The organism is Corynebacterium sp. MSK044 (assembly GCF_030232825.1).
Classification (GTDB): domain Bacteria; phylum Actinomycetota; class Actinomycetes; order Mycobacteriales; family Mycobacteriaceae; genus Corynebacterium.
In genome coordinates, this window is the sequence record NZ_JASPJJ010000004.1 from 22469 (window position 1) to 44649 (window position 22181).

The 22181-nt window shown below is 59.9% G+C and carries 18 protein-coding genes; 9 read left to right on the forward strand and 9 right to left on the reverse strand.

The annotated features are described in order from the left end of the window. Positions 1-96 precede the first annotated feature (96 nt). From pgfA to QP994_RS03670, 3 genes are all read left to right on the forward strand, one after another. Positions 97-1074 carry a cell envelope lipid trafficking protein PgfA gene (gene pgfA / locus QP994_RS03660; RefSeq protein WP_284865428.1) on the forward strand — a complete coding sequence of 326 codons (978 nt, stop codon included), beginning with the start codon at positions 97-99 and terminating at the stop codon, positions 1072-1074. Between the two features lie 308 nt (positions 1075-1382). Continuing rightward, the gene (rpoB, locus tag QP994_RS03665; protein WP_284865429.1) at positions 1383-4880 is read left to right on the forward strand and encodes a DNA-directed RNA polymerase subunit beta; all 3498 of its coding nucleotides are present in this window, start codon (positions 1383-1385) and stop codon (positions 4878-4880) included. An 85-nt stretch (positions 4881-4965) separates the two neighbouring features. Then, complete coding sequence (locus tag QP994_RS03670; RefSeq protein WP_284855860.1) at positions 4966-8973, forward strand: DNA-directed RNA polymerase subunit beta'; 4008 nt, start codon at positions 4966-4968, stop codon at positions 8971-8973. Positions 8974-9072: 99 nt separating this feature from the next. Here QP994_RS03670 and QP994_RS03675 read toward each other — a convergent pair whose 3' ends face one another. Both QP994_RS03675 and QP994_RS03680 read right to left on the reverse strand, forming a co-directional pair. Continuing rightward, complete coding sequence (locus tag QP994_RS03675) at positions 9073-9708, reverse strand: DUF1707 SHOCT-like domain-containing protein (RefSeq protein WP_284855859.1); 636 nt, start codon at positions 9706-9708, stop codon at positions 9073-9075. Between the two features lie 587 nt (positions 9709-10295). After that, positions 10296-11240 carry a hypothetical protein gene (locus tag QP994_RS03680; protein ID WP_284865430.1) on the reverse strand — a complete coding sequence of 315 codons (945 nt, stop codon included), beginning with the start codon at positions 11238-11240 and terminating at the stop codon, positions 10296-10298. A gap of 337 nt (positions 11241-11577) precedes the next feature. Here QP994_RS03680 and rpsL point away from each other — a divergent pair, with 337 nt between their 5' ends. The 4 genes from rpsL (at position 11578) to tuf (ending at position 16255) form a co-directional block, all read left to right on the forward strand. Further along, a complete protein-coding gene (gene rpsL, locus QP994_RS03685; RefSeq protein WP_076598032.1) occupies positions 11578-11949 on the forward strand; it encodes a 30S ribosomal protein S12 in 372 nt (123 codons plus the stop codon). A gap of 6 nt (positions 11950-11955) precedes the next feature. Next, entirely contained in the window at positions 11956-12423 is a 468-nt protein-coding gene (gene rpsG, locus QP994_RS03690; protein ID WP_284855857.1) for a 30S ribosomal protein S7, read from the forward strand. Positions 12424-12596: 173 nt separating this feature from the next. Further along, positions 12597-14720, forward strand: a complete 2124-nt coding sequence (gene fusA / locus QP994_RS03695) for an elongation factor G (protein ID WP_284855856.1) — start codon at positions 12597-12599, stop codon at positions 14718-14720. Between the two features lie 344 nt (positions 14721-15064). Next, positions 15065-16255 carry an elongation factor Tu gene (tuf, locus tag QP994_RS03700; RefSeq protein ID WP_284865431.1) on the forward strand — a complete coding sequence of 397 codons (1191 nt, stop codon included), beginning with the start codon at positions 15065-15067 and terminating at the stop codon, positions 16253-16255. Positions 16256-16620: 365 nt separating this feature from the next. On the opposite strand, the gene QP994_RS03705 is transcribed toward tuf, so the two are convergent. Next, on the reverse strand, positions 16621-17715 hold the full coding sequence (locus tag QP994_RS03705) for an HNH endonuclease signature motif containing protein (protein WP_284865432.1): 1095 nt from the start codon (positions 17713-17715) through the stop codon (positions 16621-16623). Between the two features lie 257 nt (positions 17716-17972). On the opposite strand from QP994_RS03705, the gene QP994_RS03710 reads away from it, so the two are divergent. Together QP994_RS03710 and QP994_RS03715 are read left to right on the forward strand one after the other, a co-directional pair. After that, positions 17973-18305, forward strand: a complete 333-nt coding sequence (locus tag QP994_RS03710; RefSeq protein ID WP_284865433.1) for a hypothetical protein — start codon at positions 17973-17975, stop codon at positions 18303-18305. Between the two features lie 4 nt (positions 18306-18309). After that, the gene (locus tag QP994_RS03715; RefSeq protein WP_284865434.1) at positions 18310-18669 is read left to right on the forward strand and encodes a hypothetical protein; all 360 of its coding nucleotides are present in this window, start codon (positions 18310-18312) and stop codon (positions 18667-18669) included. Here the strand turns inward: QP994_RS03715 and QP994_RS03720 are convergent. From QP994_RS03720 to QP994_RS03745, 6 genes are read right to left on the reverse strand one after another with little or no spacing between them, the layout of a single operon-like run. Further along, on the reverse strand, positions 18666-19229 hold the full coding sequence (locus tag QP994_RS03720) for a hypothetical protein (protein WP_284865435.1): 564 nt from the start codon (positions 19227-19229) through the stop codon (positions 18666-18668). The two genes, QP994_RS03715 and QP994_RS03720, sit on opposite strands and share 4 nt — an antisense overlap. Beyond that, entirely contained in the window at positions 19226-19783 is a 558-nt protein-coding gene (locus QP994_RS03725) for a DUF6286 domain-containing protein (protein ID WP_284865436.1), read from the reverse strand. Before QP994_RS03725 ends, QP994_RS03720 begins: the two co-directional genes overlap by 4 nt. 4 nt (positions 19784-19787) lie before the next feature. Then, a complete protein-coding gene (locus QP994_RS03730; protein ID WP_284865437.1) occupies positions 19788-20636 on the reverse strand; it encodes an Asp23/Gls24 family envelope stress response protein in 849 nt (282 codons plus the stop codon). Beyond that, entirely contained in the window at positions 20636-20836 is a 201-nt protein-coding gene (locus tag QP994_RS03735) for a hypothetical protein (protein ID WP_284855849.1), read from the reverse strand. The genes QP994_RS03730 and QP994_RS03735 overlap by 1 nt, the downstream gene beginning before the upstream one ends. Before the next feature lie 15 nt (positions 20837-20851). Next, a complete protein-coding gene (locus QP994_RS03740) occupies positions 20852-21193 on the reverse strand; it encodes a hypothetical protein (RefSeq protein WP_284865438.1) in 342 nt (113 codons plus the stop codon). After that, the gene (locus QP994_RS03745; protein WP_284865439.1) at positions 21194-21691 is read right to left on the reverse strand and encodes an Asp23/Gls24 family envelope stress response protein; all 498 of its coding nucleotides are present in this window, start codon (positions 21689-21691) and stop codon (positions 21194-21196) included. It lies immediately after the preceding gene. Positions 21692-22181: the final 490 nt, after the last annotated feature.

Consider the following 22181-nt stretch of genomic DNA (forward strand, 5'->3'; position numbering starts at 1 on the left):
ACCGGATTGCCCCGAGAGCCGCCCACGACGAACTCCGGGGAGTTGCCGCGGTGGCTCCTTAACACTCCCCAGGGCCAAGCCCGTAAACTCGCTGGCATGCTTCCAAAGTCCCGTATTCTTTCTGCTCTCCTCGTTGGCCTGGGTTTGGCGTTGGTGGCGGCAGGGTTGGCAGCACCGGCCTTCTTGAATGGTGATGCGCGGTTCCCGCTGGACTTGGAGAAGACGACGTGGACGTTGAAGGACCCGCAGGCGAAGGTGGGGGAGGACACCACCGCGGTGACGCGGCAGTTGCACATGACAGTGCAGAACCCAGCGACGGATGAGGTGGTGGCGCTGCGTGTTGGGGATACGCTGCGCCGGGAAGACAAGGGCGATGACCTGGAGAATCTGATTTCGGCGGCGACGTGGTCGCTGGAGATGGACCGCAGGACGGGGGAGTTTGTGTCGCCAGCGAAGTTGAGCACCGTGATGGTGATGCCGGAGGAGACTGTGCCGGTTGAGGGGGTGTGGCTGAAGTTCCCGTCGAATGTGCAGCAGCAGGACTATGAGGTGTTTGAGCCGACGCTGCGCAAAGCGGTTCCGGCGACCTTTACAGGGGAGAGCGAGATTGGTGGACGGAAGGTCTACACCTTTACACAAGAGGTGACGCCGGTGAATGTGGCCACGTTGTACGCGAATATGACAAACACGATCATGGCGCCGCCGGAGCAGGGTGGGGGCCAGGCGTTCTTACACCATGAAGCATCGCGGACGTTTACGGTGGACCAGGTCACGGGCTTGGTAGTGGGTATGACGGAGAAGGTGTCTGATTATTACGCTGACCGCGAAGGGAACCGGGTGCAGGATGTCGTGTCCTATGACGCGGCGATGGATGAGGCGCAGCAGGTGGGGTTGGCGGAGCAGCTGACTGGAGTGACGCAGGCGATCTCCCAAACCGTGACGTGGGTGGTCATTGGTCTTGGTGGGGTGCTGGTTCTTCTGGGATTGGTGGGGGCATTCCGGCCGGGTGGTGGCCGCCCAGGGGGCGACCACCAGAAGCTAGGCCTGGAACTCGACCAGAAACTGGATGCGTAACACGCCGAGGGGTTGCGGCGCTTTCGGGATTGGGTGGTAAGGTTCCACGCGAAAGTGACGGCATAGTAGCGGGCCGATAAATCGGTCCAGCTGAGCGCTTTACAAACAGCTGTTGGGGGTATAAGCTGTCTCCTTGCGCTGGAAGCCGTCACCGGTGCCCAAAAGTAAACCTTGGTAAAGCGATTGAAAAAGTCGGTTTGACAAGGTGGTTTTGTGCTTTTTAGGGGACGGGGATTCCACTATGAAAGAAATGCTAATTATCCAGCGGGAATGCTTGCATATAGCGCCGTATGTAAGACCCGCGTGAGGTGCTGGAAGGACCCATCTTGGCAGTCTCCCGCCAGACCAAATCGGTGGCCACTATTCCCGGAGCTCCGGAGCGTTACTCGTTCGCTAAGATTGACGAGCCTATTGCTTTGCCCGGACTCCTTGATGTTCAACTTGAATCTTTCGCCTGGCTTGTCGGCACGTCGGAATGGCGTGAGCGCCAGGCTGCCGAACGCGGGGATGATGCCCGCATTACGTCGGGGCTCGAGGACATCCTCGAGGAGATCTCCCCGATCCAGGATTACTCCGGCAACATGAGCTTGTCTCTGTCTGAGCCGCGCTTCGAAGACGTGAAGTACACGATCGACGAGTGCAAGGACAAGGACATTAACTACTCCGCACCGCTGTATGTGACGGCGGAGTTCATTAACAATGACACCCAGGAGATTAAGTCTCAGACTGTCTTCATCGGTGATTTCCCGCTGATGACGGACAAGGGCACGTTCATTGTTAACGGCACGGAGCGCGTTATCGTTTCCCAGCTGGTGCGTTCCCCGGGTGTGTACTTCGATGAGACCATCGATAAGTCCACCGAGCGTCCGCTGCACGCTGTGAAGGTGATTCCTTCGCGTGGTGCGTGGTTGGAGTTTGACGTCGATAAGCGTGACACGGTGGGTGTGCGCATTGACCGTAAGCGCCGTCAGCCGGTGACCGTGCTGTTGAAGGCACTGGGCTGGACTGAGGCGCAGATCAAGGAGCGTTTCGGCTTCTCCGAGATCATGATGTCCACGCTGGAGAACGACGGTGTGGCTAACACCGACGAGGCTCTGCTGGAGATCTACCGCAAGCAGCGTCCGGGTGAGCAGCCGACGCGTGATTTGGCGCAGGCTCTGCTGGAGAACGCGTTCTTCCAGCCGAAGCGCTATGACCTGGCGCGCGTGGGCCGCTACAAGGTCAACCGCAAGCTTGGTCTGGGCGGTGACCATGATGGTGAACTGACGCTGACGGAAGAGGACATTGCTACCACGCTTGAATACCTCGTGCGTCTGCACGCTGGTGAGCGTGAGATGACCTCCCCGGAGGGCGTGGTTATCCCGATCAACACCGATGACATTGACCACTTTGGTAACCGTCGTCTGCGTACCGTGGGTGAGCTGGTGCAGAACCAGGTGCGTGTTGGTCTGTCCCGTATGGAGCGCGTGGTCCGTGAGCGCATGACCACCCAGGATGCGGAGTCCATCACTCCGACCTCCCTGATTAACGTGCGTCCGGTGTCCGCAGCGATCCGCGAGTTCTTCGGTACTTCGCAGCTGTCCCAGTTCATGGACCAGAACAACTCTCTGTCGGGTCTGACCCACAAGCGTCGTCTGTCGGCTCTTGGCCCGGGTGGTTTGAGTCGTGAGCGCGCCGGCATTGAGGTGCGAGATGTGCACCCGTCCCACTACGGCCGTATGTGCCCGATTGAGACTCCGGAAGGCCCGAACATTGGTCTGATCGGTGCGCTGTCTTCTTACGCTCGTGTGAACCCGTTCGGTTTCATTGAGACGCCGTACCAGAAGGTCGTTGACGGCAAGGTCACGGACCAGATTGATTACCTCACCGCTGATGAGGAAGACCGTTACGCCATCGCTGAGGCAGCTACTGCCCGCGATAAGGACGGCACCATCACGGAAGAGCGCATTGAGGTCCGTCTGAAGGACGGCGACATCGGTGTTGTTGGCGCAAAGAGCGTTGATTACATTGACATTTCCCCGCGTCAGATGGTGTCTGTGGCAACGGCGATGATTCCGTTCCTCGAGCACGATGATGCTAACCGTGCCCTCATGGGTGCGAACATGCAGAAGCAGGCTGTGCCGCTGCTGCGTTCGGAGGCTGCATACGTGGCCACCGGTACGGAGATGCGTGCGGCGTATGACGCGGGCGACATCGTCATCGCTAAGAACGGCGGTGTGGTCCAGGACGTCTCCGGCGACGTGATCACCATCTACGAAGACGATGGGCATCAGGAGTCCTACCTGCTGCGCACCTTTGAGCGCACGAACCAGGGCACCTGCTACAACCAGACCCCGATCGTGTCTGCAGGCGACCGTGTTGAGGCTGGCCAGGTCATCGCTGATGGCCCGGGCACCAAGAACGGTGAGATGGCTCTGGGTACTAACCTGCTCGTGGCATTCATGCCGTGGGAAGGCCACAACTACGAGGACGCCATCATCCTGAACCAGCGTGTGGTGGAGCAGGACATCCTGACTTCCGTGCACATTGAGGAGCACGAGATTGATGCTCGTGACACCAAGCTGGGTGCAGAAGAGATCACGCGTGAAATCCCGAACGTCTCCGAGGACGTGCTGAAGGATCTGGACGAGCGTGGCATCATCCGCATCGGTGCAGATGTCCGTGACGGTGACATCCTCGTGGGTAAGGTCACCCCGAAGGGTGAGACCGAGCTGACGCCGGAAGAGCGCCTGCTGCGCGCCATCTTCGGTGAGAAGGCGCGTGAGGTGCGCGATACTTCCCTGAAGGTTCCGCACGGTGAGACCGGTAAGGTCATCGCGGTTCGTCGCTTCTCCCGTGAGGACGATGATGATCTGAGCCCGGGCGTGAACGAGATGATTCGTGTCTACGTTGCTCAGAAGCGCAAGATCCAGGACGGCGATAAGATGGCCGGCCGCCACGGCAACAAGGGTGTTGTAGGCAAGATCCTGCCGCAGGAAGATATGCCGTTCATGGCTGACGGCACCCCGGTGGACATCATTTTGAACACCCACGGTGTGCCACGTCGTATGAACATCGGTCAGGTCCTTGAGGTCCACTTGGGTTGGCTGGCTAAGGCTGGTTGGACGGTGAATCCGGATGACCCGGCTAACGCGAAGCTGCTGGAGACCCTGCCGGAGCACCTCTACGACGTGCCGGCTGAGTCCCTGACCGCGACCCCGGTGTTCGACGGTGCGACGAATGATGAGATCGCTGGCCTGCTGGCTAACACCAAGCCGAACCGTGATGGTGACGTGATGGTGGATGCGGACGGCAAGACTGTGCTTTTCGACGGCCGCTCGGGCGAACCGTTCAAGTACCCGATTTCGGTCGGCTACATGTACATGCTCAAGCTGCACCACCTCGTGGACGAGAAGATTCACGCACGTTCGACTGGTCCGTACTCCATGATTACGCAGCAGCCGCTGGGCGGTAAGGCCCAGTTCGGTGGCCAGCGTTTCGGCGAGATGGAGGTGTGGGCAATGCAGGCATACGGTGCGGCTTACACCCTGCAGGAGCTTCTGACCATCAAGTCTGATGACGTGGTGGGTCGTGTGAAGGTCTACGAGGCCATCGTGAAGGGCGACAACATCCCGGATCCGGGTATTCCGGAGTCCTTCAAGGTCTTGCTCAAGGAGCTTCAGTCGCTGTGCTTGAACGTGGAGGTTCTGTCCACGGATGGCACGCCGATGGAGCTGTCCGGCGACGATGACGAGTATGACCAGGCCGGATCCTCTCTGGGTATCAACCTGTCCCGTGATGAGGGGTCTGCGGCTGATACGGCGTAGGGGAGACGTCGATAAGCAATTGCTTATCGACGCAAACCTGCAAGCAAATAGAACTCATTAAAAACTACTGAAAAGGAACTTTTACGTGTTTGACGTAAACCTCTTCGATGAGCTCCGCATCGGCCTGGCCACTGCTGATGACATTCGCCGTTGGTCCCACGGCGAGGTGAAGAAACCGGAGACCATTAACTACCGCACCCTGAAGCCGGAGAAGGATGGCCTCTTCTGTGAGCGCATCTTCGGCCCGACCCGTGACTGGGAGTGCTCCTGCGGTAAGTACAAGCGTGTCCGCTACAAGGGCATCATCTGTGAACGCTGTGGCGTTGAGGTGACCAAGTCCAAGGTGCGACGTGAGCGCATGGGCCACATTGAGCTGGCTGCTCCGGTGACGCACATCTGGTACTTCAAGGGTGTGCCGTCCCGTCTGGGCTACCTGCTGGATCTGGCTCCGAAGGATCTTGAGCGCATCATTTACTTCGCCGCCAACATCATCACCTCTGTCGACGAGGAGGCACGTCACAATGACATGTCCACCCTCGAGGCTGAGATGATCCTGGAGAAGAAGGAAATCGAGCAGGACACTGAGGCTGATATTGCTGACCGTGCCCAGAAGCTCGAGGAAGACCTCGCTGCGCTGGAGGCGGAGGGCGCTAACGCGTCTGCCCGCAAGAAGGTGCAGAACGCTGCTGATAAAGAAATGCAGCACATGCGCGAGGCTGGCGAGCGCGAGATCGAGCACCTGGACGAGATCTGGAACACCTTCATCAAGCTTGCTCCGAAGCAGATGATTATTGATGAGAACCTGTATGAGGAACTCGTTGACCGCTACGAGGATTACTTCACCGGCGGCATGGGTGCAGAGGCGATCCAGACCCTCATCCGCAACTTCGACCTGGATGCTGAGTCTGAGGAGCTGCGCACCATCATTGCTGAAGGCAAGGGCCAGAAGAAGGTCCGTGCTCTCAAGCGCCTGAAGGTTGTCGCTGCTTTCCAGCGTTCCGGCAATGACCCGGCGGGCATGATCCTGGACGCTATCCCGGTGATCCCGCCGGAGCTGCGCCCGATGGTTCAGCTCGACGGTGGCCGTTTTGCTACCTCCGACCTGAACGACCTGTACCGTCGCGTGATCAACCGCAACAACCGTTTGAAGCGCATGATCGATCTGGGTGCACCAGAGATCATCGTGAACAACGAGAAGCGCATGCTGCAGGAATCCGTTGACGCCCTGTTCGACAACGGCCGCCGCGGTCGCCCGGTCACTGGTCCGGGTAACCGTCCGCTGAAGTCCCTGTCTGACCTGCTGAAGGGTAAGCAGGGTCGCTTCCGCCAGAACCTGCTGGGTAAGCGCGTGGACTACTCCGGTCGTTCCGTGATTATCGTTGGTCCGCAGCTGAAGATGCACGAGTGTGGTCTGCCGAAGCTGATGGCTCTCGAGCTGTTCAAGCCGTTCGTGATGAAGCGCCTGGTGGACAATGACTACGCGCAGAACATCAAGTCTGCGAAGCGCATGGTGGAGCGTCAGCGCCCCGAGGTGTGGGACGTCCTCGAAGAGGCGATTGCAGAGCACCCGGTGCTGCTGAACCGTGCACCGACGCTGCACCGCCTTGGTATTCAGGCCTTCGAGCCGGTGCTGGTTGAGGGTAAGGCTATCCAGCTGCACCCGCTGGCATGTGAGGCGTTCAACGCTGACTTCGATGGTGACCAGATGGCTGTTCACCTGCCGCTGTCCGCTGAAGCCCAGGCAGAGGCCCGCATCCTCATGCTGTCCTCCAACAACATCCTGTCCCCAGCATCAGGTAAGCCACTGGCTATGCCGCGCCTGGACATGGTGACCGGCCTGTACTTCCTCACCATGGAGAAGGGCGAACACGAGATCGGCGGCGAGGGCGCTTACGCTCCTGCTGATGAGAACGGTCCGGCACGCGGCACCTACACCGACCACCGTGAGGCCATCATGGCCTACGACCGTGGCGTTCTTGGCCTGCAGGCGCCGATCAAGGTGCGCATCAGCCACCTGCGTCCGACGGTGGAGATCGAGGCTGAGCAGTTCCCCGATGGTTGGGAGAAGGGCCAGACTTGGACCGCTGAGACCACCCTGGGCCGCATCATGTTCAACGAGATGCTGCCGTTCAACTTCCCGTACCAGGAAGGCGCCATGGTGCGTAAGGGTGGCGGCGCTGGCAAGGTGCTGCTCGGCGACATCATCCAGGCGATGGTGGAGAAGTACCCGATGATCACCGTCGCTCAGACGATGGACAAGCTGAAGGACGCTGGCTTCTACTGGGCTACCCGTTCCGGCATCACCATTGCTATGTCTGACGTTCTGGTTCTTCCGAACAAGGATGAGATCCTGGAAGAGTACGAGCGCGAGGCTGCGACCATTGAGCGCAAGTTCTGGGAGAAGGGTGCTCTGACGGAGGAGAACCGTTACGACCGTCTGGTTGAGCTGTGGCAGGACGCCACCAACAAGGTGGGTCAGGCTGTGGAGGACCTCTACCCGGACGACAACCCGATCCCGATGATCGTGAAGTCCGGTGCTGCCGGCAACATGCGCCAGATCTGGACCCTGGCCGGCATGAAGGGCATGGTTGTGAACTCCCGGGGTGAGTACATCACCCGCCCGATCAAGACCTCCTTCCGCGAGGGCCTGTCCGTGATGGAGTACTTCAACAACTCCCACGGTTCCCGTAAGGGCCTGGCTGATACGGCTCTGCGTACCGCTGATTCCGGTTACCTCACCCGTCGTCTCGTCGACGTGGCACAGGATGTCATCGTCCGCGAAGACGACTGTGGCACCCACCAGGGCGTCAAGGTTCCAGTCGCCGTGGAAAGCGCTGGCAACGAAAAGAAGTACACCCGTCACGATCTCATCGAGACCTCCGTGTCCGGCCGCGTGCTGGCCTCCGATGCAACTGACGCTAACGGCAACGTCGTCGTCGCTGCAGGTGAGGATCTCTCCGAGGAGCGTATCGACGCGCTCGTGGAAGCCGGCATCACCGAGGTCAAGGTCCGCTCCGTGCTGACCTGCCAGACCCCGACCGGTGTCTGCGCGAAGTGCTACGGCAAGTCCATGGCCACCGGCAAGCTGGTGGACATCGGCGAAGCTGTGGGTATCGTCGCTGCTCAGTCCATTGGTGAGCCTGGTACCCAGCTGACCATGCGTACCTTCCACCAGGGTGGTGTCGGTGGCGACATTACCGGTGGTCTGCCACGTGTTCAGGAGCTGTTCGAGGCGCGTGTGCCGAAGAACTGTGCCCCGATCGCGTCCGTCGCCGGTGAGATCTCGCTGGAAGACGAAGGCAACTTCTGGACGTTGACCATTCACCCGGAGGACGGCTCCGACGACGTGGTCTACGAGAAGCTGTCCAAGCGCCAGGGCCTGGCCCAGGTGCGTCGCCCGATGGAGTCCAACCCGGACGCCATGATCGAGCGTTCCCTCAAGGACGGCGACAAGGTCCAGGTCGGCGACCGTCTGCTGCGCGGTGCTGCTGATCCGCATGACGTGCTGGAGATCCTTGGCCGTCGCGGTGTGGAGAAGCACCTTATCGACGAAGTGCAGGCCGTGTACCGCACCCAGGGTGTGTCCATCCACGACAAGCACATCGAGATCATCATCCGCCAGATGCTGCGTCGCGGCACGGTCATCGACGCGGGCTCTACGGAGTTCCTCCCGGGCACCCTCGTGGACCTGTCCGAGGCACGCCAGATCAACGGCCAGGCTGTAGCCGAGGGTGGCGAGCCGGCAGAGCTCCGCTCGGAGATCATGGGTATCACCAAGGCCTCCCTGGCAACCGAGTCCTGGCTGTCCGCCGCCTCCTTCCAGGAGACGACGCGTGTGCTTACCGACGCTGCTATTAACAAGCGCTCCGATAAGCTCATCGGTCTCAAGGAGAACGTGATCATCGGTAAGCTGATCCCGGCTGGTACCGGCATCTCCCGCTACCGCAACATCTCCGTCAAGCCGACGGAGGCTGCACGTTCCGCCGCCTACTCGATCCCGACCTTCGGCGATTCCATCTACGGCGACGAAGGCTACGGCGAGTTCACCGGCGCATCCGTGCCGCTGGATGAGTACGGCTTTGAGCAGTACTAAGCACTAGCCGCAACTAGCGCCTAGGTAGCTAAACCCGGTCCTTTCTCCCCGCACTCAGCGGGGTGAGGACCGGGTTTCTCGTTAGTGCAGGCGTGCTGATTAATGCAGGCGCGCTGAACGCGATGCGCGTACCACCCCGATACCACCCATGACGGCGGCACCACGGATGCGGATGGTGGGGGCGTTGGGTGGAAGATCGCTCATGAGCACCGTGCACGAAGGGTGATCTTCGATGCCGAAACCGCCCATGATGCCGATGCCTTCGCTGATCACACGCACATCCTCCGGGACGATGATTTCCATGCCACCCATCACTGCGTAAGCGTGGATCACTGTCTCCCGCGCCGACAGTTCGGCGTGGCGCAGGTCAAGGGTGTTGCCACCCATCGTGGTGAATGAGGCGTGGTGCCGTGCGACCTGCCAGCTGCCTTCGCGGGAGGATCCGCCCATGATGGAGAACGTCAGCCGGGCACCGCCGGGCGTCGGTGTGATGGCCGGTGCGGCGCTGGCTGCGGGCGCGGGGGCGTGCGTGACGTCTAGGTCCGCGGTGAGTTCCGCGAGCTCATCGGCGTACGTCAGCCGCCACAGCTTTGTGCTGCGTTCATCGAATTCAGTGACATTGAGCTGCCCATCAGCCAATGCGGCCGACAGCATGTCCGCCACATCTTGACGCGCGGCGGTGGAAACCCGCTTGCGTGGTAGGTGATCATCAGTCCGTTCAATCTCAGAATTCATGCTTTCAGCGTACCTAGCCAGGCCCGAACTGCACGGCGAAAGAACATGAAGGAATACTACTTCGGCCACAACTAACGGCAAACAGAATTTGCTACGAACGCCGAGGTTGAGAGCACCCAAGGGGCAACCGTGCATTACTGGCTTATCTCCGCTATTTCTGGTGAAGGACAGAACCGCCCGCGGATGACACGTGGTTTATGGACCTTTTCCCATTTGATGGAAAGAGCTGGACAGACACATCTATCGGTCGCGACTGCACCAACAAAATCGCGTGGAACGTGATTCTTCAGCGCGGAGGTTATCAAGGAATCACTGAAAAGCACCAGGATTTCCTACACAGGCATGACCCGAAGCGCGTCGACGTGGCTCAACTCATGCAAGAAGGTGTGACATGGGTCGATGGCCTGAAAGGCCTGCCCAACGGCCCGGCTCTCTCATCTCGGGGGGGCCGGGCCGTTCTCGCGCATCGGGCACGGCGCATACGAAACGGCCACTTCCCGGTCGCTCTTCGTAGGGAGGGGGAAGTGGCCGTTAGAGGGTGTGCGCCTCTGGGAAGCGTGTCACCTTAGTGGTTCTGGGTTGTTCCTCTACTGGGTGAACTTCGCCAAAGTGGAGAAGAGAACAGCGAGGATTCCACCACCGATGATGGCGGACCAGAAGGTGATAGCGGTCTGCTTGCCTTCATCGGACTTGTCCATCCCGAAGATCTTGAAGATGAACGAGAGGAAGTCATCAGTCGAGGAACCCTGCTGCTCTGGGTCGGACGGCGCAGGATCGCCTCCGCCCGGGTTTTCGTTGTTGTTGTCGCCCTCACCCGGGGTCTGGTCATCACCCTCACCTGGGTTCTGGTCGTCGCCCTCGCCAGGGTTCTCGTTGTCGCCCGGTGCCGGGTCCTCGGGGTTCGGTTCTGGCTCCGGCGCCGGGGCTGCCTTGATGGTGGTTTCGTTCAGTTGGGTGGCGGTGGTCTGGCAAGTCGTTGGGACCTCGCCGACCGATGCCTTCAGCTTCACGTCGATGACGTTGCTTGCGGCGCCGACCGTGACCTTTTCACCGTCGGTGGAGCGCAGGGTGAACTCGGCTGGCTTCGCGGTGACAGTGACGTCGCGCATTGCAGTCTTCGATGCGGAGAGAACATTCGCGACGCTCAGTACACCGTTATTCAGGGTCACACCCTCAGGTGTGCCAACGAGCTCCGCGTTAGGGGAGACCTGCAGGCGGATGGTGCTGCCCTCGGCGCTCACCTTAGTTACGGCAATGAAGGCGCCGTGGGAGATCGTTGCGTCGCCAGTGGTGACCTTCACCGGAATATCAGCGCCAGCGTCGACCTCTTTGGGCATGTCAACGGTGACTTTCGCGGTTGTCTCAACGTCCTTGGTTCCTACGAGAGGTGCGGTGTAGGTGCACTTCAGTGCCAGGTCCTTGCTCGCGGCCTCAGCGGCGGCGTGGGGAATGGCTACGGTGCTTGCTGCGAAAAACAGGGATGCTGCGGTCACGCCGACGGCGGCACCGCGATTAATACGAAGGCTCTTCATGGGCCATCCTTTAAGTCTCGTACCAATTGCCAAACAGAGGATTCTGAGGCAAAAGTAAATATAACTGTGATGCGAGTCACCCGTGGAGAAATGCGGAAAATGTTTTTTGGGGGGCGTCGAAAAGCAATTTGCTTATCGACGTCTCCCTTGTGTATCTTTTACTCCGATTCCACCAACGGGCGATGAGGTCGTTGGATGTGGAAAATGAACTCCCCGTTCACCTTGAATGGTTCGATGTTCATGCACGCGGAAGGGCCCCGAAAAAGAGCCCCCATTTTTGCGTGTCTGGGCATGGTTCCGTTCGGGGTGGGCGATAAGACGACAAGAAAGTGTTGGTATGCCAACTATTCAGCAGCTGGTCCGCAAGGGCCGCCACGATAAGAGCAAGAAGGTCGCTACGGCAGCCCTGAAGGGCTCCCCGCAGCGCCGCGGTGTGTGCACCCGCGTGTACACCACCACCCCGAAGAAGCCGAACTCCGCTCTGCGTAAGGTCGCGCGTGTGCGTCTGACCTCCGGCATTGAGGTTTCCGCATACATCCCGGGTGAGGGCCACAACCTGCAGGAGCACTCCATGGTGCTCGTGCGCGGTGGTCGTGTGAAGGACCTTCCGGGTGTCCGCTACAAGATCATCCGTGGTGCACTGGATACCCAGGGTGTCAAGGACCGCAAGCAGGCTCGCTCCCGTTACGGCGCGAAGAAGGGACAGTAATCAAAAATGCGTAAGCAGCAAGCACCGAAGCGTCCCGTCGTTAAGGATCCGGTTTACGGCTCCGAGCTGGTCACCCAGCTGATCAACAAGATCCTGAAGGACGGCAAGAAGTCCACCGCGCAGCGCATCGTCTACGACGCGCTGGAGATCTGCCGCGAGAAGACCGGAACCGACCCGGTTGGCACCCTGGAGAAGGCACTGGGCAACATCCGCCCGGACCTCGAGGTTCGCTCCCGCCGTGTTGGTGGCGCAACCTACCAGGTTCCGGTTGAGGTCCGCCCGGGCCGTTCCACCACCCTGGCACTGCGCTGGATGGTTACCTTTACCCGTCAGCGTCGTGAGAACACCATGGTTGAGCGCCTTGCAAACGAGATCCTGGACGCATCCAACGGTCTCGGCGCATCCGTGAAGCGCCGCGAGGACACCCACAAGATGGCAGAGGCCAACCGCGCCTTCGCCCACTACCGCTGGTAGTTTCCCGCTTTGCTGCGTCTGGCACGCCGCCTTTGCGGCGCGCTAATGCCAGATCAGCGAGGACGTGGCACAATTGACCAAGGAAAATATCCGCAAAGGCGTCTCACAGTCGCCCCGTTTAGATGGGGATGCGGCTCAAGGGCGTCGACGACAATTAAGTTGGGGTACACAACGTGGCACAAGAAGTGCTTAAGGATCTGAATAAGGTCCGCAACATCGGCATCATGGCCCACATCGATGCTGGTAAGACCACCACGACCGAGCGCATCCTGTTCTACACGGGCATCAACCGTCGTGTGGGAGAGACCCACGACGGCGGCGCAACCACTGACTGGATGGAGCAGGAGAAGGAACGCGGCATCACCATTACGTCCGCTGCTGTGACCTGCTTCTGGAACAACAACCAGATCAACATCATCGACACCCCGGGCCACGTCGACTTCACCGTTGAGGTTGAGCGCTCCCTGCGCGTTCTCGACGGCGCTGTCGCAGTGTTCGACGGTAAAGAGGGTGTGGAGCCGCAGTCCGAGCAGGTGTGGCGTCAGGCTGCTAAGTACGACGTCCCGCGTGTCTGCTTTGTCAATAAGATGGACAAGCTGGGCGCTGACTTCTACTACACCGTTCAGACCATCATCGACCGCCTCGGCGCTAAGCCGTTGGTTATGCAGCTGCCGATCGGTGCTGAGGATGACTTCGACGGTGTTGTTGACCTGATCAACATGCAGGCCATCACCTGGCGTGGCAAGACCGAGATCGGTACCGAGGGCACCATCGAGGAGATCCCGGCCGACCTTCAGGAGAAGGCTGAGGAGTACCGCGAGAAACTGCTCGAGACCGTTGCTGAGTCCGACGAAGAGCTCATGGAGAAGTACTTCGGCGGCGAAGAGCTGACTATCGATGAGATCAAGGGCGCCATCCGCAAGATGACCGTCAACTCCGAGATTTACCCGGTCTTCTGCGGTACCGCATACCGCAACAAGGGCGTCCAGCCGCTTCTCGACGCGATTGTGGACTACCTGCCGAACCCGCTGGACATCGGTGAGGTCACCGGTACGTCCATCGATGGCGACGAGCAGCTGACCCGTAAGCCGTCCGTGGAGGATCCGTTCTCCGCACTGGCATTCAAGATTGCTGTTCACCCGTTCTTCGGCAAGCTCACCTACGTGCGCGTCTACTCCGGCCAGGCAATCCCGGGCGAGCAGATGCTCAACTCCACGAAGAACAAGAAGGAGCGCGTGGGCAAGCTCTTCCAGATGCACGCGAACAAGGAGAACCCGGTCGAGCACGCTGACGCCGGCAACATCTACGCGTTCATCGGCCTGAAGGAAACCACCACGGGTGACACCCTTTGCAGCCCGGACCACCCGATCATCCTCGAGTCCATGGACTTCCCGGATCCGGTGATCCAGGTTGCTATTGAGCCAAAGACCAAGGCTGACCAAGAGAAGCTGGGCACTGCTATTCAGAAGCTCGCCGAAGAGGACCCGACCTTCACCGTCCACCTCGACGAGGAGTCCGGCCAGACCGTCATCGGCGGCATGGGCGAGCTTCACCTCGACGTCCTCGTGGACCGCATGAAGCGCGAGTTCAAGGTTGAGGCAAACATCGGCTCCCCGCAGGTTGCTTACCGCGAGACCATCCGCAAGGCAGTCGAGCACCTCGACTACACCCACAAGAAGCAGACCGGTGGTTCCGGCCAGTTCGCGAAGGTCATCATCTCCATCGAGCCGTACAACCCGGACCCGGAGACCCTCGAGGAAGGCGAGTCCGCCATTTACACCTTCGAGAACGCCGTCACTGGTGGCCGCGTGCCGAAGGAGTACATCCCGTCCGTCGACGCTGGTATCCAGGACGCAATGCAGTACGGCTACCTCGCTGGCTACCCGCTGGTGAACATCAAGGCCACCCTGGAAGACGGCGCCTACCACGAGGTTGACTCCTCTGAGATGGCCTTCAAGCTCGCTGGTTCCCAGGCTCTGAAGGAAGCTGTGGCTAAGGCAAAGCCGGTCCTGCTCGAGCCACTCATGGCCGTCGAAGTTGTCACCCCGGAGGAGTACATGGGCACCGTCAACGGTGACATCAGCTCCCGTCGTGGCCAGGTGTACGCCATGGAAGACCGCTCCGGCGCCAAGGTTGTCAAGGCAAAGGTTCCGCTGTCCGAGATGTTCGGCTACATCGGTGACCTGCGTTCCGCAACCGCCGGCCGCGCAAACTTCACCATGGTCTTTGACTCCTACGGCGAGGTCCCGTCGTCCATCGCCCAGGAGATCATCGACGAGCGCAACGGCCGGGCCTAACGTCCAGCCGTCCCCGCTTGGCTCTTGCCAGTAAGTGTTGAGCGGGGGCTCACCCACCCAGTGGTAGTGGCCGGGCTGAGGTTGGTGCAGGTCACAGAACCCGCCCAGCTTGAGCCGGCCGTTACCGCCGGGAGACCCCGTTGTGGTTTGAAAAACGGCCACGACAAATCTAGGATCAAGTAACTGGCACATTGTGAAATGGCCATTGTTTCCATGCCCTCGCACCGGTTCACTGTTCGATTACGTGGACTGTGTGGACCGAGTGCTAGGAAATGAAAACAAGGCAAAGTAAATCCACGTGGCTGCGAGAGTCGTAGTCACATGTACGTCCAGGAGGACAAACAGTGGCAAAGGAAAAGTTCGAGCGCACTAAGCCGCACGTGAACATCGGTACCATCGGTCACGTCGACCACGGCAAGACCACCACCACCGCTGCTATCACCAAGGTGCTGGCTGACAAGTACCCGGAGGAGAACAAGGCCTTCGACTACGCAGCCATCGATAAGGCTCCGGAGGAGCGCGAGCGCGGTATTACCATCAACATCTCCCACGTGGAGTACAACACCCCGAAGCGCCACTACGCACACGTTGACGCCCCGGGCCACGCCGACTACATCAAGAACATGATTACCGGTGCTGCTCAGATGGACGGCGCAATCCTCGTTGTTGCTGCTACTGACGGCCCGATGCCGCAGACCCGCGAGCACGTTCTGCTCGCTCGCCAGGTTGGCGTTCCGTACATCCTCGTTGCACTGAACAAGTGCGACATGGTTGACGATGAGGAGATCATCGAGCTCGTCGAGATGGAAATCCGCGAGCTGCTGGGTGAGCAGGACTACGACGAAGAGGCTCCGATCATCCACATCTCCGCTCTCAAGGCTATCGAAGGCGAGGAGAAGTGGGTTCAGTCCATCGTTGACCTGATGCAGGCTTGCGACGACTCCATCCCGGACCCGGTCCGCGAGACCGACCGTGACTTCCTGATGCCGATCGAGGACATCTTCACCATTTCCGGCCGCGGTACCGTTGTTACCGGCCGTGTTGAGCGTGGTGTCCTGAACCTCAACGACGAGGTCGAGATCATCGGTATCCGCGAGAAGTCCCAGAAGACCACCGTCACCTCCATCGAGATGTTCAACAAGCTTCTCGACACCGCTGAGGCTGGCGACAACGCTGCTCTGCTGCTCCGCGGTCTGAAGCGTGAGGACGTTGAGCGTGGCCAGGTCATCATCAAGCCGGGCGCTTACACCCCGCACACCAAGTTCGAGGGCTCTGTCTACGTCCTGTCCAAGGACGAGGGCGGCCGCCACACCCCGTTCTTCGACAACTACCGTCCGCAGTTCTACTTCCGTACCACTGACGTGACCGGTGTTGTGAAGCTGCCGGAGGGCACCGAGATGGTTATGCCGGGCGACAACATCGACATGACCGTTGAGCTCATCCAGCCGGTCGCTATGGACGAGGGCCTGCGCTTCGCTATCCGCGAGGGCTCCCGTACCGTCGGCGCTGGCCGCGTGACCAAGATCCTGGGCTAGTTCTTAGCTAAACCAGGTTCTGGTTCTGCCAGAACAGCTCTTCAGAAGCCGCATCCCCTGATCGCAGGGAGTGCGGCTTTTGCTATGCCTGATTTCCGGTCTCTGTCACAGTTGAGAGTTGAAACCCAAGTGACGCGTCAGGGGGCTGGTCATCCGAGGCTCCTAAACAGGGACGAAGCTGGAATGCCTGCTGTGCGTCCTGGCTGCGGGGGCCCTGATGGCCATGCGCCAGTCTGGCTACCCGGTTTGACTATCGCCCCGCGCAGCGTTTCGCGACCTGCGGTTATGCCGTGCGTGATTCGCGATAGTCAAACCAACCGAATTTGGACACACCAAATGGCCGGACATGCCGGCTACTTGGTGGGTTATCTGCCGTAGAGCAGTGTCATTGCCCCAAAGGGGTGGATGGTGTTGGGGATGAGGTGTCCGTTTGGTGATCTCCATATGGGTGCGCCCCGGATGTTGTCCACCCGGCCGTGGTAGCTGCGTTCTGGGTCGTCGTCGTTGGTGCGGTTGTGATACCGGCACAGCATGGCCAGGTTATCCATGTTGGTTAGCCCGCCCTGTGACCAGGCTTTGATGTGGTGGACCTGACAGTTATCCGCCGCATGCCGACAATCCGGTACTGGGCAGGTTGGTGATAATGCCCTGGCTAGGTCGCGTTGTTTCTGGTTAGCGAACCGTTGTGTGTCGTACAGGTTGACAGCACCTTGTTGTGGATGGAATACCGCTACTTCTAGTACGTCCCCAAAATTCTGGGCCAAGTATTCCGCACCGGTCATGGTGGTGCTATCCGTTAGCCCCAGGATGATGTCATCGCCTACACCACGGATGATCTTGATGTGTTCTTCTAGTGGGATCAGGATCAGTGGGCGGGGCACAGCAGGAGCAATACGAGCTGGGGTCTCGCCCGCAGTGTCGGGGCGAAGGCCCAGGATGGTCATGAATGCTTCATACATCTGTGGCCCGGCAGGCCCATCACCGGTGACTTTTTGGCGTAGCGCGTACTCGATGGCTGCCATGTCGTGTTCTGGGCCCATGACGTTCATAGGGCGGGACTGCTTACGCGAGCGACCAAACCGGATTGTTGGTTCGGGGGCAGGTTTATCCACCTCCGGGACGATGTCCTGAGCGCGACGCTGCAATGTCTTGTAGTCACCCTTAACGGAGAGCAACGCTAGGCGCACCCGCCACTTCTCGTGGGGATTATTGATGCCCACGAGGCGGGATTCGATGTAGGCAAGCTGATCCAAGGACTTCTTCGTCGAGCGAGCTATCTTGATCGCGTTGGCTTGTTTGCGGGTGAACTTGGTGGGCCCGTAGTAGACCTTGTGGACCTTGGTCCATTCGCGCACAAGGGCGGGTTTGCAGCCAGCGTCGAGGAGCACCTGGGCATCAAAGGATGCCAAGGACTCGATCGGGTTGGTTAGACCCGCCACTAGTGCTGCAAAAGTGTTCATGCCACGCACACTAAACCGAAAACCAAAAACGTGCAGCTAAGGGCTAAAAAAGCCTGTGGATAACCCAAAAACTATCCACAGGGGGTGCGCGCGATAGCGCACGCCGAAACACGTAAAGAAGCCACATAACCTGCGAGAACAGAGCGAGTTCCCAAACCGGCAAAAAAGTTAAAGCCCGCGGGAAACAACCAAATTCTGAGCCGCGGCGGGGCACCGCTAGGTACATATGTGGTCGTTTACCCCTAAGCTCTGTGGGCGTGCATGACCCGACGCGTATTCCCCGAGTACTTGACCGCCTGCGTGAGGCGTGGGAGGGCCAGCCTGATCTTCCGCTGGCTACGCTGTTTGGCATTCTTGCGAATCAGGGTGCTGGGTGGGGCACTACGGATGAGGAGTTGGAGGACTTGCTTATCCGTGAAGCCCAGGAACACCCCGCTGAACTGCCGCGCACCGATGAGGGCTGTGTGGCCATGGATGTCCTGGTGGAAACAACCTCACCGGAACACCGTGTCACGCTGACGGCTGCAGGGGATGTGGTGGTGCGCTCCGGCACTGAGCGTGAACGGCAACCGAGCGTGTGGGGGGTATAGCTCGGTGCGTCCCACCGGGCCGGGCAGGATGCTCGTGGTCGCGGACAGTGTTGGTGTGGAGCATCGCTTGGGTGTGGTCACGCTGATCTCCCGTGTGGAAGGCTCTGCGCTGCTGGAAGGGCTGGAGCGGTCGGAGATCGGTAACGCGGTGTGGCTCGCTGTCATGGAGGGAGGGGCCCGAGCAGTGGTGACGCAGCGCATTCACCTGTGGCAGGTGGAAGGGCGCTCTGTGCTAAAGACAGCGCAGGCGTGGGAGCGCATCGTCAGCGCGGAGCCCGGTGAAGACTTCCGCTACGCCCCAGCTGGTGGTGGCCAACCTGTGTCTCTCGGGCGGGTCGAACAAATCCTCAGGCTTGAGGCTTAAAGTGCTTTGACCTTGTCCAGGTGCAGCTTGAATACGGTGTCAATGTCCATGGTGTCCACTGCGTCGCGAAAATCCGTGTCCATCTGCTCCGCAAAGGAAATGATGGTGTCTAGCTCCACGTTGGGGTTCGCGTTGATGGTGAAGGTCACGGTGGGGCGCTGACCCACATAGGCGACAGTCTGTGTTGCCTTGCTAACAAAACTTGTGTCTTCGGCATGGTTGCAGGCGGCCTGAGCTACTCGCGCGACATTGATGCGGGTGTTGCCCAGCTCTGGGTGTGCGGGCATAAGGGTGCGGTTGCTGAAGGAGCGGCTGCGGATGTTCGGCAAGATCAGCAGCAGGGCAAGGACCAGGGAGACCACCAGTGCCCCGATCAGAGCAATGCCGTACCAGTCCATGCCAGGAACATCCATGAGTACGGAGCGGTTCAACGTTCGCACGAAGGGGGAGAGGTAGGGGATCTCCCAGTAAAGACCCACCGGCACGAGCCCACCGGCAACCAGCACCAACCCGAGCAGGAAGATAATCAGGCGGTCAAAAAAGGCGAGGACTTTGGTCATGGCATGTCCTTTGCTGGGGGTGCGGGCAACACGTTGACTTTCACGCGGGGAGTGGGCTTGAGCTTTTGTGCTTGCTCGGTCAGCGCGGAGGTGAGTTGGGTTTCAAGGTCAGCCGAGCCATCGTCAACAACGCTGACGGTGAGTTTGCGGCGGCTCGCACGCGAAGCGATGCTGGTCTGCCCCATCTCCGAACGCACCGCGGCGGTGGATTTACGCGCAATGTCCACGGGGCGTACCCACATCGAAGATGTAGGGGACACCACCTGAACGTAGCGCCGCGGACGGGGTTTCACAGCCGCGATGATGCACCACAGGCCCACCAGTGCCATGAGGATGCCCACAGCCACGCCCACGCCATCGACGCCGGCAGACCCGAACCATTCAAAGGCAGGCCGCAGCCAGGAATTCTGCGGGTCGTCTGCTTGGTAGCGGTACCACAGATCGCGGCCAATCACGCTGGACAAGCCCAGAAGAAGCAGGCCGAGCAGGACAGTAAGCCACCGTACGAGGGGGTTGCCCTTCGGTTCGGCGCCCGGTGTGGGGGTATCTGCCATGGTTTTAGCGTCTCTCCTTCCTGCTTGCGGTGGTTTCGGTGTAGGAATCCTGGTCCACGCGGTCCGGGTCGATGAAGATCTTGTCTAAGGGCCGTGGCTCCGGAACATGGGGGGAGGTGATGGGGGAGGGGGTGACGGTGATGCGTCGTAAAGCTTGCGGCATGGGACGCTCCACCGGAACGAACTTGGGGCGCCGCGCGGTGATCAGGCGAAGGGCTTTTTGCTTCTCGACGCTCACCGGCCTCAACCTTTCCACCCCCGGCACCTCCACCCCCCGGGGAACAACCGGTGGCGGCGCGGCCACGGATATGGGTCGCACCGGTCGTGGGGTCTCAACGGGGGTCAACGGGGCAGCGTCAGGTACGTCGACGTGGCGCACGGACTCGTAAGTGGAGGAATCCACCGTGACCGGGCTGAGTTCCTGGGCCGGCTGCGTCACCGGGGACACTACGTGCGTGGCAGTGACCTGAACGGGGGTGGGGACAAACCCCACTGGGTGGTCGGCTAGATCCGAACGAGTGACAGTCGCCCCGGCAGTGACTTCCGCATCGGCCACGGCGATGTTCAGGCGGCTGACAGTCAATCCCGTCAACGTTTCCACATGGGCAACCACCGTACGGCGCACCTCATCGGTGATTGCGCCGACGGGGGCGGGGTAGGCGGTGACAATCTCAATGTCTAAAGCCACCAATCCCGCTGGGCGGTCAAGGTGCACATCCACCCGCGGAAAACTGCGTCCAGCGAGACCAGCGAGCTTTGCATCAACATCACGTGTCCCCGGCACGGAACGAATAGCTGCGCCGGCAACATGCGCGACTGTCTTTTCGCTGATGCGGCAGGAAGAGGGATCCATTATCCGCGACCCCGGCCGGAGGTGGCGCTGATGAGGGCAGCTACATCAATGCGGCCGTCCAGCTGCGCGCCGATGACACCACCAATGGTGCCCAGCAGAAGAGTCGCGAGGAACCCGAGCCAGCCACCGAAAATCAAGGCGAAGGCTAACGCCACGCCGATGATGGCCCCGAGTGCTGTTTTGTTGGAAAAGATGTTCATGCTAGATCCACATTTCTACTTCGTGGGTGCGTGACGGACGGCGTCGGAGACCACCACATCCACGCGGGGTGAACCCGGTACTTGAGCAAGTGCCGGGACGGCAAGGACAGCCGCTTGGACATCCCTGACCAGTTGAGGGATCTCGCGACGGGAGGACAAGTCATAGATGAGGTGAACTGCGATATGCGGGTTTTCCGTATCCGTCTCAAACACTTCAAGCCCCTCAATGAGCGCGCCAGGTAGTCGGAGTACGGCATGGGCCATCCGGCCACTGCTCAACCCCGCCACGCCGTCAACGGGCAGGACAGCATCGCAGATCGCGTCAGCGATGTCCTTAGTAATGGTCAGGGGAGCCATCTACTGTTCCAGAATCTGGCCGTTGTTCGGTGTCGGCTGCTCGGTGCGGGCTGCGTCAGCGTCCGCGTTGTCATCCGGCAGATGCACGTCATGGACGGTGACATCCACGCGGTCAACGATGAGGCCGGTCATGCGGGTGACAGCAACGGTAATGTTCTCGCGGATCGCGTTAGCCAGCTCATGGATAGCCACGCCGTACTCGGCGATGATGGCCACCGCCACGCTGGCATGGCCACTTTCTACCGCGACGTTCACACCCTGCTGCACATTGGTGGAGGAGGTCAATGACTCACGCACAGCACCCCACATACGGGCAGCGCCACCACCAAGGTTGTACACGCCGGAGACCTCGCGGGCTGCGATGCCGGAGATCTTGCCCACCACGTTGTCATCAATGACAGTGTTGCCGTGTTCCGTCTCCAGCACCTCATTGCGCTTCACCGGAGTTTCTTCCGTGGCAGCAGCTTCGTTCGTGGCCGGAGTGTTATTCGTTGCCATTAGTGGTCCTTTCGCCGTTAGTTATAAGCATCCTTGATGCGACACCTGTCCATCCTAGGGAGAAGCAAGCGCTACGGCTATAGCTTCTTTCGGCGGTCATTGAGCTTCACATCGTCATGGGGGCAAGCCGTGGTGAACGAACTGCAATAAATCAACTGCAATAAATGAACTCAAATAAACCAGGTGGATTAGCCTGGTGTGCCGCATTCGCCGTTTTGTCACCTGGCTTATTTGAAAACGTTTATTGCAGTCTGTTGTTGGGGGCGTCGATAAGCAAAAAGCGCAGTTTGCAAATGTGCGGTGAGGTGTGTTTGAATACTCGGGTTGCTTTAACACGACGCATCTGCGTCGCTGGTAGGGCGAACATGACACCTTTGCACGATGGGCTCTTGCTTATCGACGAAGGACCTGCGATCGAGCACAGGCCACCACAGAGTAGGCACTCTCGAGACCGGGGACCGGAGAAGGGGCATGGCAAATAAACAGCGGC

Coding starts and splice junctions, on each gene's coding strand:
- pgfA (WP_284865428.1), top strand. CDS start 97: ATGCTTCCAAAGTCCCGTATTCTTTCTGCTCTCCTCGTTGGCCTGGGT.
- QP994_RS03675 (WP_284855859.1), bottom strand. CDS start 9,708: ATGAATTCTGAGATTGAACGGACTGATGATCACCTACCACGCAAGCGG.
- QP994_RS03680 (WP_284865430.1), bottom strand. CDS start 11,240: ATGAAGAGCCTTCGTATTAATCGCGGTGCCGCCGTCGGCGTGACCGCA.
- rpsL (WP_076598032.1), top strand. CDS start 11,578: ATGCCAACTATTCAGCAGCTGGTCCGCAAGGGCCGCCACGATAAGAGC.
- rpsG (WP_284855857.1), top strand. CDS start 11,956: ATGCGTAAGCAGCAAGCACCGAAGCGTCCCGTCGTTAAGGATCCGGTT.
- QP994_RS03705 (WP_284865432.1), bottom strand. CDS start 17,715: ATGAACACTTTTGCAGCACTAGTGGCGGGTCTAACCAACCCGATCGAG.
- QP994_RS03720 (WP_284865435.1), bottom strand. CDS start 19,229: ATGACCAAAGTCCTCGCCTTTTTTGACCGCCTGATTATCTTCCTGCTC.
- QP994_RS03725 (WP_284865436.1), bottom strand. CDS start 19,783: ATGGCAGATACCCCCACACCGGGCGCCGAACCGAAGGGCAACCCCCTC.
- QP994_RS03730 (WP_284865437.1), bottom strand. CDS start 20,636: ATGGATCCCTCTTCCTGCCGCATCAGCGAAAAGACAGTCGCGCATGTT.
- QP994_RS03735 (WP_284855849.1), bottom strand. CDS start 20,836: ATGAACATCTTTTCCAACAAAACAGCACTCGGGGCCATCATCGGCGTG.
- QP994_RS03740 (WP_284865438.1), bottom strand. CDS start 21,193: ATGGCTCCCCTGACCATTACTAAGGACATCGCTGACGCGATCTGCGAT.
- QP994_RS03745 (WP_284865439.1), bottom strand. CDS start 21,691: ATGGCAACGAATAACACTCCGGCCACGAACGAAGCTGCTGCCACGGAA.